We start from the raw sequence: 19116 nt of genomic DNA, 5'->3' as shown, positions 1-19116 counted from the left end.
GTGCCTTTTATTAACCGATGCATACTTGCATTTTATTATCATGGGATCACCTGATTTTATCCATAGTTGATGTGATCTCACTGATAAACAATTTTGCACTGTCACTTCTTAATTGAAATAACGACATGAATATCAAATCAGTAATGACGTTTTGAGCTGTACGTGATGAAATAGATGAACTACGAAATTGGCGTTCATCTGCAACGGTATCAATACTATAAGTAACAAGATTTCTCAACGGACTTTTTTTAGTTGAAGTCAATGCTATTACTGTTGCTCCTTTTTCTATTGCGATTTGTGCTGCAAGTAATATCTCTTTTTTATTTCCAGAGTAAGAAACTACAATCTGCACGTCATTGTTTGATAAGGTATTTGCGGTTGCAATTTGTACGTGACTGTCTTGTTCAGACAATGCCGTCATACCGATTTTAAGTAGTTTAAATGAAAGATCTTTTGCTGTTAAAGCTGAACCACCAATTCCGGTAATTTGGATACGGTTTGCCTTATTTATTAACGATATAATGGTTTCAAATTCAACATAATCAATCGCATTAGTTGTTCTTACTAAGGCTAAATGCTTTTCCTGCAGTAATTTTTGTGCCATGGTTTTTAACGAGTCATCGTTGTGAATTTTGTTATGTATAGGTAAATCAGAATTTATGATTTGTTGCTTTCTACCTAATTCTTCAATGAGTGCTAGCTTAAATGCAGTAAACCCCTTAAAACCAAACCTCTGTGTGATTTTAATAATACTAGATTGTGAAATGCCCACTTTGTTTGCTAATTCTTGACTTGAGTAAGTTCCAATCAAAGCAGGAAACTCTAATATAAAATCTAAAAGTTTAATACCATTAGCTGATAGCTTACTTCTTTTGTTTTGTATTCTTTCTAAAATGCTCATAAAACTCATCTTTTTTTGAATTATTTATTCAAAATTATTTTGGTTATTCATAATTGGCTAACTTAACTTATGTTATTGAAAATGTTAATAATTTAAATTTTTGTTAGAGATGCCACTTTATCGTTACTTTTGATTATTCCATTTTTTCAATAATTTAGAATAGTTTCTCCTGTGATATTTGTCATTATTTTGAATTTTTTATTCTTTATTATGACATTTATCAAAATTGAATATATGTTTTTAGGAGTCAGTAATAATGAAAATTGATCTAACAAAATTTGTTACAGAAAGCCGTAATCAAAATAGTGAAAAAATTGATATGTTATCAACACTTGATATGTTGGCGATAATAAACCAAGAAGATCAAAAAATAGCGTTAGCTGTTGAGGCCATTCTTCCTAAAATTGCGCAGGTAGTGGATGCGATTACGACTGCTTTTCAATGTGGAGGGCATTTAATTTACTGCGGAGCAGGTACATCTGGTCGCTTAGGTATTTTAGATGCTAGTGAGTGTCCACCTACGTTTGGTTCTAATCCTGAACAGGTAATCGGATTAATTGCCGGTGGACATAAAGCTATTTTGCAAGCAGTTGAAAATGCGGAAGATAACCGTGAACTGGGCAAGTCAGATTTACAAGATATTGGTTTTAATGAGAAAGATGTTTTAGTTGGTATTGCTGCAAGTGGACGAACACCTTATGTATTGAGTGCGATGGAATATGCCAACTCGCTAGGAGCTACTGTTGTATCATTAAGTTGTAATCCAAATAGTCCAATGACTGATATTGCTGGTATTAATCTAACTCCTGTAGTTGGCCCTGAAGTTATAACCGGATCATCTCGTATGAAGGCGGGAACGGCTCAAAAGTTAATTTTAAACATGTTAACAACTGGTGCAATGATCCGTACAGGCAAAGTCTTTGGCAACTTAATGGTTGATGTTGAAGCAACTAATGCAAAATTGATGCAACGACAAAAAAACATTGTCATTGAAGCGACAGGGAGTTCTGAAAGTGAAGCAATAGCTGCTTTATCTCAATGTAATAACCATTGTAAAACTGCTATTTTGATGCTGTTGTTGGGAATCGATGCTGCCAATGCAACAGAAAGGTTGTCCTTACATAACGGGTTTATTCGTAATGCACTGATAAATAAATAAGCTAGGTTGGCGTTAGTTGACATAAATAGTCACTATATTGAGAAGGAAAATGGAATGGCAAAGATAACAACTGCAATGATACAAGAAATTTTAACTGCAATTGGAGGTAAAAATAATATCGTCAAATGTGGCAATTGTATGACACGTCTACGCTTAACCTTAAGTGATGATAGCATTGTTGATCAAGATACTATCAAGCGTATTAGTGGTGTAATGGGTTTAGTTGAAAGCGATAATCAGTTCCAAATTGTATTGGGGCCTGGCAAAGCGCAAACAGCAGCCGAAATGATGAGTGATTTGATTGAAAATGGGGAAGAGGATTTCATTGCATCTTCTAATAAGAATAAAGATTTAAAAACAGTTGCTTCTGAACATAAACAGAAGATTAAAAAGAAACAGAAAAATGCAACTCAGCGATTTTTAAGTAAATTTGCTACTATTTTCACTCCATTAATACCTGGTTTCATTGCTGCGGGTCTTTTATTAGGCTTTGCTACGTTATTGGAGCAGTTATATATTATAGGTAATGATGTACCAAACAAATACTTGGTTGATATCATTCTATATATGAAAGTGTTTAGTAAGGGCTTATTTAGCTTTTTAAGTATCTTAATTGGTTATAATGCTCAGCAAGCATTTGGCGGGTCTGGTGTTAATGGGGCTATTTTGGCATCTTTGTTTGTTTTGGGTTACAACCCTGAAGCAACTTCTGGTATCTATTCTGGAATGACAGATTTCTTTGGCTATGGCATTGACCCCAGAGGTAACATTATCGGTGTTTTAATTGCAGCGATTGTGGGTGCTGGAGTTGAGCGTAAGGTTCGTCAATATATGCCAGACAACCTTGATATGATTTTAACATCTGTATTCACTTTATTGATTATGGGGGCCGTTACATTTGTTGTTATTATGCCGTTAGGCGGTGTTTTGTTCCAAGGCATGTCTTGGTTATTTATTAACTTGAATGGGAACCCATTTGGGACTGCAATTTTAGCTGGATTATTCTTAATTTCTGTTATGTTTGGTATTCATCAAGGTTTTGTACCTGTGTATTTTGCATTAATGGATGCCCAAGGGTTTAATACATTGTTTCCGATATTAGCAATGGCCGGTGCTGGTCAAGTGGGGGCCGCGCTCGCGCTTTATGCTAAAGCTGACAAAGCCGCATTATTGCGTACTCAAGTGAAGGGGGCAATCATCCCTGGTTTCTTAGGGATAGGCGAGCCATTAATCTACGGTGTTACTTTACCAAGAGTTAAACCTTTTATTACGGCATGTGTTGGTGGAGCAGTAGGTGGTTTTTTTATCGGGTTAGTGTCATACCTGGGCTTGCCTGTAGGCTTAAATACTGTATTTGGTCCTTCGGGGATCGTTGCTTTACCATTAATGACTTCAGATGATGGCATTTTTGCAGGGATGATTGTATTTGCTGCAGGTTTAGTTATTTCTTATGCGGCTGGTTTTACTGCTACTTGGTTTTTTGGTACGAAAAATGTCGATTTAAGTTAGTCCTATTTAATTTTAAACCTGGATAGGAAATATATTAAATGTACATTTAAACATTACATTTAAGGGGGAGGTGACTTTTAGCTGCTGTCTCACTCCTCCGTGGAAATACAAGTTAATTGTAATTAAATCCATATGTATTGGTAATTTTAGTCTGAACATTTTAGACAATTTGTAAGGATAATATTAAAAGGGGATACATTCCTAAAGCAGTTATAGAATAGTAGTACAAACTTTGTATTAACTTATTATTAAGGAAAGAACTTTTCTTTGCTTGAATTCAAGTAATAAGTGCAATAATTTTGATTTACTATTAACCATCTTTTTATAATGAATTTTCTTGTTTTTGAAGGTAAGTAAATTCATTGCCCTTTGAAGGGTTGTTAGGAATGAGAAAAGAAAGACCTAAAGAACAAAGTGCAAAACCTGCACCACAGTAAAATACCCACGAGGGATTGACTATCCACACTAAACCTAATAATACCGGGATCACTACTGCTGCAATATGATTAATAGAAAAACTAATGCCGGCAGTCGCGGCGATATCTTCAGGATTCGCTATTTTTTGGAAGTACGTTTTAATCGCAATTGCTAAAGCAAAAAACAAATGGTCGATGACATATAACGAAGCCGCAAGAGTACTGTTTTCTACTAAGCCGTAACAAATAAATAAGATAACCAATCCGATATATTCAAATAACAAAACTGAGCGTTCTCCAAAGTGACCGATTAATCTGCCAATTTTTGCCGCAAAGAGCCAATTGAACACATAGTTTATTAAGAATAACGCGCTGATTTCAGCGACGCTGTAATGGAATTTTTCTACCATTAAGAAACCGGCAAACACGACAAAAATCTGTCGACGTGCACCACTGAAAAAAGTCAGTGCGTAATATAACCAATAGCGTTTTTTTATAATAAATTTTTTGCTTTGTTCAGTAAGTGGCGGAAATTGTTTAAAAGCTGAGGCTAAAATGAGAGTTAATACTAAGCCTAACCCACCAAATAATAAATAAGTCACTTCATAACTAACGTTAAAGTAGTCCATCAAAATCCAAACACTGGCATAAGCAAGCAATGAGGCGATGGCTTTAACAGAAAGTATTCGGCCCATGAAATGGGCAGCTTCAGATTTATTGATCCATTGCAGGGTGAGTGATTGATTAACTGTTTCGAAATAATGAAACCCGATCGACATTAACATAGTCGTCAAATATAACCCCATCACTTGTGGAAAGTAGCCTGTGATGGCAACCCCTACCGACGTTATACCTAAAGAGAGGATAGCTAAGCGTTGTTCTTTAATAAATAATAGAACGTAAATAACAGTAAAAGCTAAAAAGCCGGGGATTTCACGTAAACTTTGTAAAATTCCTATTTCAACACCTGTAAAGGCTGCTTTTTCAACCACAAAGTTATTCAATAGCACCATCCATACGGAAAATACTAATGGCATGATAAAGGCCATCACAAGTAATAAACTTTCAGGTTTTTGTAAAAAAGGATGCGTTTTCATTGGATAGCCGTGGTTTAGGATAAAAAAACATTTTACGCTTTTTGCTGTCTAAAGCGAATATTGTCTTTATCGAAACTGTCATTTAGTTAATGACAATAAAATCTAGCCGTTAAGCATATTATGGTGATATCTTTACTTTATCAAACAGCGTTAAGTTAGTTTTTTATGAATTTATATGCATTATTCGTAAATATAAATTCATGAGGTAAGCGCTTTATAACGTTTGAGTCTACCTTTGTTAGTAGTTATCTTTATCATTGTCTTTAGACGTCATCTCCCATCTCGCTTTATTCCTAGTGGATCATAGGCTTTAACAGGGTGATAACAAGGGTTCTGATGCAGTTAACATTGCTTTAACACGGGAGTGCGGCTGAAGTGAATAAGAAAATTGGATTTTATGCCGCTTAAAAGATAGAATACAGACAAAATTACACCTTTAACAGTAGGGTGATTTCAAGAAATAATGTATAAGTCCTGTGCTTATACTGCTTTTATGCGCGTTATTTCTTGGTCAAGGGAGTTTTTGTTAAGTGCACTTTTCATAAGAAAGTAGTTTCCTTTACAAAAAAAGTAAAAAAATTAATTGCTTGTTTTTGGTAACTCAATTACAAGTCGTGTGTAGCACTTCGAAAACATTAGATCTTACAGTTAAGTAACATTACTGTTTTATCTTGAAGGACATGTTTATGACTAATATAGAGCAAAACGCTCAAGGCCTTTATGTGCCTGAACTGGAACATGATGCTTGTGGTATCGGTTTCGTCGCACATCTAAAAAACAGCAAGTCTCACAAGATTGTGACACAAGCTCTAGATATGCTAGCGCGTATGGAACACCGTGGTGGTCAAGGTTGCGATCCATGTAGTGGTGATGGCGCGGGTATTCTTTTACAAAAACCACATGAGTTTTTAGTAACAGAAGCATTAAAAGAAGGCATTACCCTTCCTAAATTTGATCAATACGGTGTAGGAACCATTCTATTCCCTAAAGATGAAAATCATCGTGATCATTGTCGCGAAATTTTAGCAAGAACTGCTGAACGTCTTTCTCTTGAAGTGATTGGTTACCGTGTATTACCTACCGACAACTCAATGATAGGTGCTGATCCATTAAGCAGCGAGCCACAATTCGAACATATGTTTGTGACTGGCGGTCCTGATATGGAGCCTGCTGTATTAGAACGTAAATTATTTATTCTACGTAATTATGCAACACGTATTTGTTTAGAGTCAGTTCAAGGTATCGAAGATAACTTTTACATTAATACTTTCTCTTACAAAACGATTGTATATAAAGGTCAATTAACCACTGAACAAGTGCCACAATACTTCTTAGATTTACAAAATCCAAGTATGGTGACTGCACTTGCACTGGTTCATTCTCGTTTCTCAACAAACACATTCCCACGTTGGCGTTTAGCGCAACCGTTCCGTTACATTGCTCACAATGGCGAGATTAATACTGTTCGCGGTAATATCAACTGGATGAAAGCGCGTGAAGCTTTGCTTGAAGCTGAGTTTTTCACTCGTTCAGAATTAGACATGTTAATGCCAATCTGTACTGATGGTATGTCTGATTCAGCAAGCTTTGATATGGCATTAGAATTATTAGTGCTGTCTGGACGTAGTCTGCCTCATGCATTGATGATGATGATCCCAGAAGCTTGGCAAGAAAATAAAAACATGGATCCAAAGCGTCGTGCTTTCTACCAATATCATGCAAACTTAATGGAACCGTGGGATGGCCCAGCTTCTGTTTGTTTCACTGATGGCGTTCAAGTAGGTGCAACACTTGACCGTAATGGTTTACGTCCATCTCGTTACACTGTGACTAAAGATGACTTCCTAGTAATGGCATCTGAATCAGGTGTTGTTGAAATCGATCCTAAGAACATTAAGTTACGTGGACGTTTACAACCGGGACGTATCTTTGTTGCTGACCTTGAGCAAGGCCGCATTATTTCTGATGATGAAGTAAAAGACGGAATTGCCGCTAGAAAACCTTACGAAACTTGGTTAGCAAACAACCTTGTTAAATTAGAAGATCAACCTGCTGCGCTTGAACGTAATATCCAACCAGATGCTGGTAAGTTATTAAAACGTTTACAAGCTTTCGGTGTGACTTCTGAAGAAGTAAATGAAATTATCTTACCGATGTTCCGTGACGGTAAAGAGCCGTTAGGTGCAATGGGTGTGGATTGGCCGTTGGCGGTTCTTTCTCATCAATCTCAACATTTATCGCATTACTTTAAACAGTTGTTTGCGCAAGTAACTAACCCACCAATCGATCCGATTCGTGAGCGTATGGTTATGTCGCTAAATACTTATTTAGGTAAAGACAAAAACTTATTGGCAGAAACGCCAGAGCATTGTCATAAAGTTGAACTTGAGTCGCCTGTATTAAGTAATGCTGAATTACAAAAAATTAATGCATTAGATGACAAACATCTACAAGCTAAAACATTAGAAACATTCTTTGCTGCATCTGGTGAACCAGGTAAGTTGAAGAAAGCATTAGCACGTATTTGTCGTTATGCAGAAGATGCGATTCACGATGGTTACTCAATCATCATTCTTTCTGACCGTAATGCAACGTCTGACCATGCGCCAATTCCTGCTATGTTAGTAACAGGTGCAGTGCATCACTACTTAATCAAACGTGGCTTGCGTGCTATGTGTGACATCGTAGTGGAAACAGGTGACGTACGTGAAACACATCATTTTGCAACAGTAATTGGTTACGGTGCTTCTGCCGTTAATGCTTACTTAATTGAAGAAATGATTGTTGATCTACAAAATAAGAAACGTTTACCAGCTGATAAATCTGTTGATGAGATCTTTAAATCTTACAAATATGCGATTGATGCAGGTCTGTTGAAGATTTTCTCAAAAATGGGTATCTCAACGATTCAGTCATATCAAGGTGCACAAATTTTTGAAGCACTAGGTATTAGTAAATCTGTGGTTGATGATTACTTTAAAGGCACTGTGACGCGTATTCAAGGTCTATCGATTGATGACATTGCACACGAAATTTTAGTACGTCATCGTTTTGCTTATCCATTACGTGCGGTACCTGCGCAACGTTTAGATGTGGGTGGTGTATACCAGTGGAAGCAACGTGGCGAGAAACACCTATTTAATCCAACAACAATTTCATTATTGCAAGAGTCTACGCGTAACAAAAATTACGAGCAGTTCAAACAATACGCTGAAGCCGTTGATAAACAGGGGGATGATGCCGCGACTTTACGTAGCCAATTTGTATTTGTACCTAAAGCAACAGGTCCAATCTCAATTGACGAAGTAGAGCCAGCTGAATCAATTCTAAAACGTTTTGCTACAGGTGCAATGAGCTTTGGCTCTATCTCACATGAAGCTCACTCAACACTTGCGATTGCAATGAACCGAATTGGCGCGAAGTCAAACTCTGGTGAAGGTGGTGAAGATCCAATCCGTTTCAAACCAAAAGAAAATGGTGATTGGGAACGTTCTGCAATCAAACAGGTTGCATCGGGTCGTTTTGGTGTAACTTCTTATTACCTAACTAACGCAGCTGAAATCCAAATTAAAATGGCTCAGGGCGCAAAACCAGGTGAGGGTGGTCAATTACCTGGCCACAAAGTTGATGACTGGATTGGTCGTACACGTCACTCTACACCAGGCGTTGGCTTGATTTCGCCACCACCGCATCACGATATTTACTCAATCGAAGATTTAGCACAGCTTATCTACGATTTGAAAAATGCGAACCGTGAAGGCCGTGTTAACGTTAAATTAGTATCAGAAGCAGGTGTCGGTACGATTGCATCGGGTGTTGCTAAAGCGAAAGCTGATGTTATTTTGATCGCTGGTTTTGACGGTGGTACAGGTGCATCTCCATTATCATCTATTCGTCATGCTGGTTTACCGTGGGAATTAGGTCTATCTGAAGCACATCAAACGCTAATGAAGAACGGTTTACGTAACCGTGTTGTGTTACAAGCTGATGGTCAGATGAAAACACCGCGTGACTTAACTATTGCTGCGTTACTAGGTTCTGAAGAATGGGGCGTTGCAACAGCTGCTTTAGTAGTTGAAGGTTGTATTATGATGCGTAAGTGTCATTTAAATACTTGTCCTGTTGGTATCGCAACACAAAACAAAACATTACGTGAGCGTTTTGACGGTCGTGTAGATGATGTTGTTACTTTCTTTGGTTACATGGTTCAAGGCATGCGTGAAAACATGGCGATGTTAGGTTATAAATCAATCACTGAAATGGTTGGCCAAACACAGAACTTGAAAGTACGCGAAGATGTGACGCACTGGAAATATAAAAACTTAGATTTAAGCACTATTCTATTCAAGCAACAGGGTAAAAAAGAAGATGGGATGTTTAACCAAACAACTCAAAATCATAACCTTGAAGCAGTATTAGATAGAAAATTAATTGAGTTAGCAGCACCAGCGTTAGAGAAAGGCGAAGCAGTATCGGGTGAATTCCCTATCACTAATATCGACCGTTCTTGTGGCACCATGCTTTCTAATGAAATTTCAAAAGTCTATGACGACAAAGGTTTACCAAAACCGATGCAAGTTAAATTCAAAGGCTCTGCGGGACAATCATTTGGTTGTTTCCTTGCTAAGGGTGTTGAGTTTACTGTTGAAGGCGACGCAAATGATTACTGGGGTAAAGGTTTATCTGGTGGTCAAATCGTGGTTTATCCATACCGCTCATCAACATTAGTTGCTAAAGATAATATTATCGTCGGTAACGTATGTTTTTATGGGGCAACATCTGGTCAATCATACATTAATGGTATGGCTGGTGAGCGTTTCTGTGTACGTAACTCGGGTGCAGAAGTGGTTGTTGAAGGTGTCGGTGATCACGGTTGTGAATACATGACTGGCGGTATAATGATCAACTTAGGGTCTACGGGTCGTAACTTTGCGGCGGGTATGAGTGGCGGTGTTGCTTATATTTGGGACCAAGATGATAAGTTTGCTGCTAATTGTAATATGGAACTGGTTGACCTCGATCCTCTTGATCAAGCAGATAAAGACCTGTTAATTGCCAAAGTCACTAAACATTTAGAGCTTACGGAGTCTAATATGGCGGCTAAGTTCTTAGCAGATGTTGAAGCAAGCTTAGCAAAAGTTGTTAAAGTGATGCCTCGTGATTATAAAGCGGCATTAGCAGCTCGAGTGAAAGGAGAAGCAGCATAATGGGTAAGCCTACTGGATTTTTAGAATTAGGTCGTGAACTTCCACCGAAATTATCGGTTGAAGAGCGTCTAAAAGATAATAAAGAGTTTGTACAAAACGACGTGTTTGGTAAAAAGATTAATGACCAAGCCTCTCGTTGTATGGACTGTGGCGTACCGTTTTGTCATAACGGTTGTCCAATTGGTAACATCATTCCGGAATTCAACGATGCGGTTTACCGCGAAAGTTGGTTAGAAGCTTGGGATATTCTAAGCTCAACGAATAACTTTCCTGAATTTACTGGACGTGTTTGTCCTGCTCCATGTGAAACATCATGTGTTTTGGGTATTAACCAAGATCCAATTACAATTTGTAATATTGAAAAAACAATTGTAGAAAAAGCATACGAGAATGGTTATGTTCAACCAAAAATACCAAGATCTCGTAGCGGTAAAACCATTGCTATCATCGGGTCGGGTCCTGCAGGTCTTGCAGCGGCAGAGCAATTAAACTCAGCAGGTCATACTGTGACGGTTTATGAGCGCGATGAAAAAATAGGTGGTTTGTTACGCTTTGGTATTCCTGACTTTAAACTAGGTATGGACATTATCGATCGTAAGATCGCAGTAATGGAAGCAGCTGGTATTAAAATGGTTGTGAATGCACATATTGGCGTTGATTTTGATGCAAAAGATTTGCGCAAGCAATTTGACGTTGTGTTATTAACAGGTGGTTCTACGGTTCCTCGTGACCTACCAATCCCTGGTCGTGACTTAAAAGGTGTTCATTTTGCAATGGAATTCCTAGGTCAAAATAACCGCCGTGCAAACGGTATGGATCTTAAGACTGAAGAAATTCATGCTGCAGATGACCATGTTGTAGTTATCGGTGGTGGTGATACAGGTTCTGATTGTGTAGGTACTTCTAACCGTCATAAAGCTGCGTCTGTTACGCAAGTGGAGATCATGCCGATTCCACCTGAGAAACGTACCGTTAACATGCCTTGGCCTTCGTACCCAATGATCTTAAAAACAACTACTTCACATGAAGAAGGTGTGGATCGTCATTGGTCAATCCTAACCAAAGAATTCATCGGTGATGAAAATGGTAACGTTAAAGAGTTAGTGGTTGCAGATATCGAATGGGAAGAAGCGGCACCGGGCCAACGTCCTAACTTTAAAGAAATTGAAGGTTCTGTACGTTCAATTCCTTGTACTAAAGCATTCTTGGCAATGGGTTTCTTACACCCAGAACCAACAGGTGTATTAGCACAGTTAGAAATTGGCTTAGATGAGCGCGGTAACGTTAAAACTAACGATTACCAAACTACGCAAGCCGGTGTATTTGCTGCAGGCGATATGCGTACAGGTCAGTCCCTGATCGTACGTTGTATTAATGAAGGGCGTGAAGCTTCACGTGCTATCGATACATACTTGATGGGTAACTCTAACCTTGAATGTATCAATGATTCATTAATGATGGCTAATTAAAACAGACCATTATTGGTTGTTTGTTAGGCAATATACTAACAACATTACTTAACATGCAGTTTTAGTGTTAATAAACCCCCTCTCTTTTTAGAGCAGGGGGTTTTTTTGTTTTAAAAGTAGGTTAAAATCCCGTTCCCTTAAATTCGGTATTTTGTACCGGTCATATTAAAAACATTTGAAAGTCTGCTGTATCGTACAGTTTATTTTCAAATGTAGAACAAAGGAAAGATTAATGTCTTTAATCGATTTTTCAGCTTCTACGCTGTCGATTTTACCTGCAGTGGTTGCACTGGGGTTAGCTATTCTTACTCGTCGAGTTTTGTTGTCGTTAGGTTTAGGTATTATATTAGGTGCTTTATTACTGGTTGATTTTTCAGTGGTAGCAGCAGGAAGCTACATCTTTAACACAGTCAAAGGTGTGGTAGTTGAAGATGGCGGCTTAAATACTTGGAATATGAGTATTGTCGCTTTCCTATTATTACTGGGCATGATGACGGCGGTATTAACGCTTTCTGGTGGCACGCGTGCTTTTGCGGATTGGGCGCTAGATCATATTAAAGATAAACGTGGCGCTTCGTTATTAGCAGCTTTTTTAGGTGTGTTTATCTTTATTGATGATTACTTTAATAGCTTGGCCGTGGGCTCTATCTCTCGTCCTGTTACTGACCGCTTTAATGTATCGCGCGAGAAATTAGCTTACATACTTGATTCAACAGCTGCACCAATGTGTATTCTGATGCCGGTTTCAAGCTGGGGCGCCTATATCATGACCATTATCAGCGGTATTTTGGTCAGTCATGGTATGACAGAGTATTCGCCGTTAGGAGCCTATGTTGCGTTAATTCCAATGAACTTTTATGCGATATTCACTTTATTAATGGTGTTTGCAGTGATTATTTTCAAGCTCGATATTGGGCCAATGAAAAAGCATGAAGCAATGGCAGAAAAAGAGATCACCAAGGGTGAGCAAGACTATATCGATTTACAAGATGAAATGGGTATTGAAGAGCATGAACAAGGTAAGGTTGGCGATTTAATTTATCCAATCATCGGCTTAATTATTGGTACGTTATTTTTTATGCTTTATACCGGTAATGCTGCATTAGCCGAAGCGGGTCAAGCTTTCTCTGTATTAGGTGCCTTTGAGAATACCGATGTAGGTGCTTCTTTAGTTTACGGTGGTTCAATCGGCTTAGCGCTTTCTTTATTGACAGTAGCAAGACAAAAGCAAACCTTTGCAAATATTAGATTTGCCTTGTGGGTTGGTGCAAAATCAATGTTTGGTGCCATTATTATTCTATTTTTTGCTTGGTCTATTGGTACTGTGATTGGCGATATGAATACCGGCACTTATCTATCAAGTTTAGTACAAGGTAATATTGGATTACATTGGTTACCGGTTATTCTATTTGTACTTTCCGGCGCAATGGCGTTCTCAACAGGGACTTCTTGGGGCACCTTTGGCATTATGTTACCGATTGCCGGTGATATGGCTGGCGCAACGGATTTAACCATGATGTTACCGATGTTAAGTGCGGTATTAGCGGGTTCTGTATTTGGCGACCACTGTTCTCCGATTTCAGATACCACTATTTTATCGTCAACGGGGGCACGTTGTGAACATATTGACCACGTTGCAACACAATTACCCTATGCGCTTGCAATGGCATTCGTGTCTATTGTTGGTTTTGTGGTGATTGGCTTTACTGGTTCAACGATAGGGGCTTTAGTTGCCTCAGCCGCTGCCTTTGTGACCGTGATTGTGGTGATGAAAACATATTTAATTCGTTCTTCAATTTCTTCGCCCATTCTTCAGTGATAAAAACTAAACCTTGAATAAAACTAAAAAGCAGGCTTGCCTGCTTTTTTTGTGCCTATAGAATGACACTCAATGCTATCGCTGCAATACCTTAACTTCAATATTTTAACTTCAATACCTTAACCTAATAAGAGCCTTTAATGCCTCACCTTATTCAACTTCAAGGTTAACCGACTTTGCATCATTACAGTTCATTGAGGGGCTATTTAGTTTACCCAATAATAAACAAGCCTTCGTGACTATCCTTTTTCGAGTAGCCTTGCTAGGATCACTTTTTTGTTTCTGCTAGGTAATTGTTTTGACCATTTCTGCTACTGCTTTAAAAGACCATTTAAATGACGTGTTATACAAAGATCAATTCCGTTTAAAACGTAGGATTGATGATCTTGCTAACTTAAAATCGCCTGAAAAAGTAGAACAAAGTCTGACTAAAATCGCCATTGATATACAAGTATCAATGGATAAACGTAAGCAACGTTTAGATAACCTGCCAGAAGTGACTTATCCTGACCTGCCCGTTAGCCAGAAAAAAGATGAAATAGCGAAAGCCATTGCAGAAAACCAAGTAGTGATTATTGCCGGTGAAACAGGCTCTGGTAAAACCACACAGATCCCTAAAATATGTTTAGAACTAGGGCGTGGAGTATCGGGCCTAATTGGTCACACTCAACCGAGACGTTTAGCCGCTAGAACTGTGGCAAATCGTATTGCTGAAGAGTTAGATTCTGAGCTTGGCGAAACAGTAGGTTATCGTGTTCGTTTTACTGACAAAGTCAGTGAGCTGTCTTATATCAAACTAATGACCGACGGTATTTTATTAGCTGAAATACAAAATGATCGCTTCTTAAGTCAATATGACACCATCATTATCGATGAAGCCCACGAACGTAGTTTAAACATCGACTTCTTAATGGGCTATTTAAAACGTCTATTACCAAAACGCCCAGATTTAAAAGTTATTATCACTTCAGCAACCATCGACCCAGAGCGTTTTGCACAACACTTTTCAGATAAACGTGGTAAAGCCGCGCCAATTATTGAAGTCTCCGGCCGTACTTTTCCCGTTGAAACCTTGTATCGTCCTTTAGAAGAAACCGCCGCAGGCGACCAAATTGAAGGTATCTTTCAAGCAGTTGATGAATTACAACGTCTAGGTCGTGGTGACATTCTTATCTTTATGAATGGCGAACGTGAAATTCGTGATACCGCAGAAGCATTAACTAAACGTAAATTACGCGATACAGAAGTGCTGCCGCTATTTGCTCGGTTAAGTATTGCAGAGCAGAATAAAATTTTCCAAGGGCATCGTGGTCAACGTATTGTATTAGCGACTAATGTGGCAGAAACCTCTTTAACCATTCCGGGTATTAAATACGTTATTGATACCGGTACCGTGCGTATCAGCCGTTACAGCTACCGTACTAAAGTTCAACGTTTACCGATTGAAGCTATCTCACAGGCCAGCGCGAATCAACGTATGGGACGTTGTGGCCGTGTCAGTGAAGGTGTGTGTATTCGGTTATTCAGTGAAGAAGACTTTAAAGGTCGCCCAGAGTTTACTGACCCTGAAATACTGCGTACTAATTTATCTTCGGTAATTTTGCAGATGTTATCGCTAGGGTTAGGAGAATTAAATAAATTCCCCTTTGTAGAGCCACCAGAAGATAGAAATATTAAAGATGGTTTGAGCTTATTAGAAGAACTAGGCGCAGTTAATTTAAAAGCCAAAGACCCACGTAAAAAACTTACACTGTTAGGGCGTCAACTCGCTAAATTACCAGTAGATCCGCGTTTAGCGCGTATGATTTTAGCGGCTAAAGAATTTAACTGTGTGCATGAAGTGATGGTGATCAGTGCGGCTTTGAGCATTCAAGACCCACGCGAACGCCCGATGGATAAACAGCAAGCATCCGATGAAAAACATCGTCGTTTCCAGGACAAAGATTCTGATTTTATTACCTATGTAAACCTGTGGAATTATATCAACGAACAGCGTGAAGAACTTTCTAGCAGTCATTTCCGTAAAATGTGTCAGAAAGATTTCCTCGCGTATATGCGTGTTCGTGAATGGCAGGATATTTACACACAAATCAAGCAGGTAACCGACGAGTTAGACATTAAAGTGAGCAGTACACCCTCTAACTTTGATGATATTCACCAAGCATTGCTAGCTGGGCTACTATCGCATATCGGTTTAAAAGATAAAGATGCAGAATACTTAGGTGCACGTAACAGTAAGTTTTACATGTTCCCTGGCTCTGGTTTATTCAAAAAACAACCAAAGTGGGGCATGTTTGCCGAATTAGTTGAAACCTCAAAACTATTTGCGCGTGTTGCTGCACGTATTAAACCGGAATGGGTTGAACTGCAAGCACAGCATTTAATTAAACGCAGTTATGCCGAGCCTCATTGGCAGAAAAAATCCGGCGTAGTGGGGGCGTTCGAAACACAAATGCTGTATGGCATTCCTATCGTTAGCAAGCGCAAAGTTATTTACACCCATATCGACCCCGTATTATGTCGTGAATTATTTATTCGTCATGCCTTGGTTGAAGGGGAGTTTGAAACGCGCCATCAATTCTTCAAAGATAACCAAGCGTTATTAAACGATATTGAGGAACTAGAGCATAAATCACGTCGTCGCGATATTTTGGTGGACGATGAAACCCTGTTTTTATTCTACGATGAAATCGTGCCGCAAAACGTATGCAGTGCCAAACAGTTTGATAGTTGGTGGAATAAAGAGAAACAGCAGCAGCCACAATTATTAAATTATCAACGTGACCAAGTGATGGCGCATGATGCCGACAAAGTCACCGCGAATGCTTACCCAGACCATTGGCAACAAGGTGATTTCCGCTTACAACTTGAATATGCCTTTGAGCCAGGTACTGCGCAAGATGGTGTGACGGTAAATATTCCGCTAGCGCTATTAAACCAAATATCAGACCAAGGGTTCGATTGGCAAATTCCGGCCTTACGTGAAGAGCTTTTAGTGGCGCTAATCAAAACTTTGCCTAAACCTATTCGTCGTAACTTTGTGCCTGCACCTAACTACGCAGAAGCGGCCATGGCAAATTTAGTGCCTTTACAGGGGCCGTTATTAGAAGCTTTTGAAAAGCAATTGCTGCGCATGACTGGTGTGCGAATTCCTGAAGATTCATGGGATCTATCGGCATTACCGACGCATCTGCGTATCAAGTTTAAAGTGATTGACGATAAGCAAAAAAGTGTTGCTGTCGGTACCGATTTAAAATTATTGCAGCACGACTTAAAAGGTAAAGTAAAACAAACATTATCTAAGGTTTCAAAACAAGGAATTGAAAAATCAGACTTAATTGAATGGGATTTTGGTAAATTACCTACCTCATTCAAAAAAGATCACGGTGGTTATGAAGTAAAAGCTTATCCTGCATTAGTGGATAAAAACAAAAGTGTGGCAATCGAGTTATTTGATAGTGAAGCGAAAGCACAACGTTATAACCAAGCAGGTGTGCGTCGATTAATTCTATTAAACGTACCATCACCGATTAAATATTTACAACAAAGTTTACCGAATAAAGCCAAATTAGGGCTGTATTTTAATCCTTTTGGGCAAGTTAAAGACTTAATTGATGACTGTATTAGTTGTGCCGTTGATGCGATTTTAGATGGCGAAATTCATCCACAAGAAGCGCCTGAATTTGAACTACAGAAAGAAAAAGTACGCGCGGAATTAGCTGACAAAACCTTACAAATCACACAACAAGTAGAACAAGTCTTAACCCTTGCACATGCCGTCAATAAGCAGTTAAAAGGTAAAGCGGATTTAAGTATGTTAGTGGCTAAAGGGGATATTAAATCGCAGTTAGAGCGCTTAATTTTCCCAGGGTTTGTTTGCCAAGTGGGTGAGGGAAAACTTAACGACATTAAACGTTATTTATTAGCGTTACAAAAGCGTTTAGAGAAGTTACCGGTGAATCCAAACCAAGACCGATTAAATACCATTGAGTTACATGATCTTGAAGAGCGCTATCGTGCGTTATGTAAGCAGTTATTGAGTAATGAAAATGAGCATGAAGGTTTAGCTGAAGTATATTGGATGATGGAAGAGTTAAGGGTGTCGTTGTTTGCACAGCAGTTGGGGACACCGTACCCAGTATCAGCGAAACGTGTGAGATTGAAGTTGACTGAGTTAAAAGGTTAACGCTAAAAGGGTAGCTATTGCCCTTTTATTTTTAGGGCTCGTCTATGCTCATTCAGTTTTCTTTTAACTGTTAAATATTGTATTTACAGTGAGTTTAGCTCGTCTGCGCTCGTCCAGTCAGTTTGATGTTTATTTACTTGGTCTTTCGCCCTTTCGGCGACTTTACTTTTTCTTAGTCAGAAGAAAAAGTAAGCAAAAAGACTGACACCGAATCGCTTTCTAATCCAATCCATCAATACCTTTCCTAACGCACCAGTTCATACGGCACGTCCGTGTGCCGAATGAACTTACAGCAAACGTCCTGTTTGCTGTTGCTGAAAGGAATTGTTCGTTTGGGAAAGCTCAACGGTGGGGATGGATGTAGCCACGTTGAACATGGTTTTATGTTGTGGGTATTCACTTGTGATTTCTGCACTTTAGCCGAAGCGTAAAAGTTAAGTTTTTGGGGCGCAGGATTCATCCTGCTTTCTCTTATCTTTAATATGAGTTAGTTAGTGCTCGTCTGCGCTCGTCCAGTTAGTTTGATTTTTATTAATAGTGTTTTCGCCCTGTCGGCGACCCACTTTCTTTTACCAGAAAAGAAAGTGGGCAAAGAAACTGGCCACCGAATCGCTTTCTAATCCAATCCATCAATACCTTTCCTAACGCACCAGTTCATACGGCACGTCCGTGTGCCGAATGAACTTACAGCAAACGTCCTGTTTGCTGTTGCTGAAAGGTATTGTTCGTTTGGGAAAGCTCAACGGTGGGGATGTTGTAGCCGCTTTGTTCGAAGTTTTATCGTAACTAATTGATATTGCTAATATCAGTTTATGGCTGTCCGAGATCTTTTTAGCAAGGTAGGAAAGAAAAGACTCAACTTCGGTATTATGGCAACTAAATGGGTGCTGCTTATTAATAAAATAGATGTAGGATTTTATCCAATGAATATAAGATTTAATGGTTTTTTCTGCATAAAACTTTAAACGCATATTTTCGGCAACGGCACTTAAAAATGGAGATTTCATTTTCTCATCGTAACAAAGTGGTGTTTTTATATACAGTGTAGTTATTATTCCGTATTTCCGTCGAAAATACGGAATTATTCTGTTTATTTACATGATGAGTATTTGATGACTTATCGTAAGGTATTGATTTATTAATTTTTAAGTGTAATGTTCAATTAATTTTGTCAAATTAAACTATTCCGTATTTCCACCGGAAATACGGAATATTTCTGTATAATAAGCTGTTGAACGAAGCCGCTTTGCGGCAGAAGGAACAAAACTTAAATATCATTCATACTTACTTCCTACATCACTTTTCCGGTGATGCTTAATAGGAGTTTAAGCAATGAATACTTCAGAAAAGCAA

9 protein-coding genes are annotated in these 19116 nt (G+C 38.7%); 6 read left to right on the top strand and 3 right to left on the bottom strand.

Annotation, left to right across the window (positions count from 1 at the left end; genetic code table 11):
• Positions 1–46: 46 nt before the first annotated feature.
• A complete protein-coding gene (locus tag H5084_RS12375) occupies positions 47–901 on the bottom strand; it encodes an SIS domain-containing protein (protein ID WP_182690660.1) in 855 nt (284 codons plus the stop codon).
• A 256-nt stretch (positions 902–1157) separates the two neighbouring features.
• On the opposite strand from H5084_RS12375, the gene murQ reads away from it, so the two are divergent.
• Complete coding sequence (gene murQ, locus H5084_RS12370; protein WP_182690659.1) at positions 1158–2060, top strand: N-acetylmuramic acid 6-phosphate etherase; 903 nt, start codon at positions 1158–1160, stop codon at positions 2058–2060.
• 54 nt (positions 2061–2114) lie between these two features.
• Positions 2115–3569: a PTS N-acetylmuramic acid transporter subunit IIBC gene (murP, locus tag H5084_RS12365; RefSeq protein WP_182690658.1), complete on the top strand. Its 1455-nt coding sequence runs from the start codon at positions 2115–2117 to the stop codon at positions 3567–3569.
• A 322-nt stretch (positions 3570–3891) separates the two neighbouring features.
• Here the strand turns inward: murP and H5084_RS12360 are convergent, their stop codons facing one another.
• Positions 3892–5082 carry an MFS transporter gene (locus H5084_RS12360; RefSeq protein ID WP_182690657.1) on the bottom strand — a complete coding sequence of 397 codons (1191 nt, stop codon included), beginning with the start codon at positions 5080–5082 and terminating at the stop codon, positions 3892–3894.
• 686 nt (positions 5083–5768) lie between these two features.
• On the opposite strand from H5084_RS12360, the gene gltB reads away from it, so the two are divergent.
• From gltB to hrpA, 4 genes are all read left to right on the top strand, one after another.
• Positions 5769–10289, top strand: coding sequence for a glutamate synthase large subunit (gltB, locus tag H5084_RS12355; RefSeq protein ID WP_182690656.1), 4521 nt, complete (start codon positions 5769–5771; stop codon positions 10287–10289).
• Positions 10289–11758: a glutamate synthase subunit beta gene (locus tag H5084_RS12350; RefSeq protein WP_182690655.1), complete on the top strand. Its 1470-nt coding sequence runs from the start codon at positions 10289–10291 to the stop codon at positions 11756–11758. Before gltB ends, H5084_RS12350 begins: the two co-directional genes overlap by 1 nt.
• Positions 11759–11990: 232 nt before the next feature.
• Complete coding sequence (locus H5084_RS12345) at positions 11991–13577, top strand: Na+/H+ antiporter NhaC family protein (RefSeq protein ID WP_028867021.1); 1587 nt, start codon at positions 11991–11993, stop codon at positions 13575–13577.
• A 298-nt stretch (positions 13578–13875) separates the two neighbouring features.
• Positions 13876–17763: an ATP-dependent RNA helicase HrpA gene (hrpA, locus tag H5084_RS12340; protein ID WP_028867020.1), complete on the top strand. Its 3888-nt coding sequence runs from the start codon at positions 13876–13878 to the stop codon at positions 17761–17763.
• Positions 17764–18404: 641 nt separating this feature from the next.
• On the opposite strand, the gene H5084_RS19780 is transcribed toward hrpA, so the two are convergent.
• Positions 18405–18770: a site-specific integrase gene (locus H5084_RS19780; RefSeq protein ID WP_259396790.1), complete on the bottom strand. Its 366-nt coding sequence runs from the start codon at positions 18768–18770 to the stop codon at positions 18405–18407.
• Positions 18771–19116: the final 346 nt, after the last annotated feature.

The organism is Psychromonas sp. SR45-3 (genome assembly GCF_014163575.1).
Classification (GTDB): domain Bacteria; phylum Pseudomonadota; class Gammaproteobacteria; order Enterobacterales; family Psychromonadaceae; genus Psychromonas; species Psychromonas arctica.
This window is presented reverse-complemented; position numbering and strand designations above follow the sequence as displayed.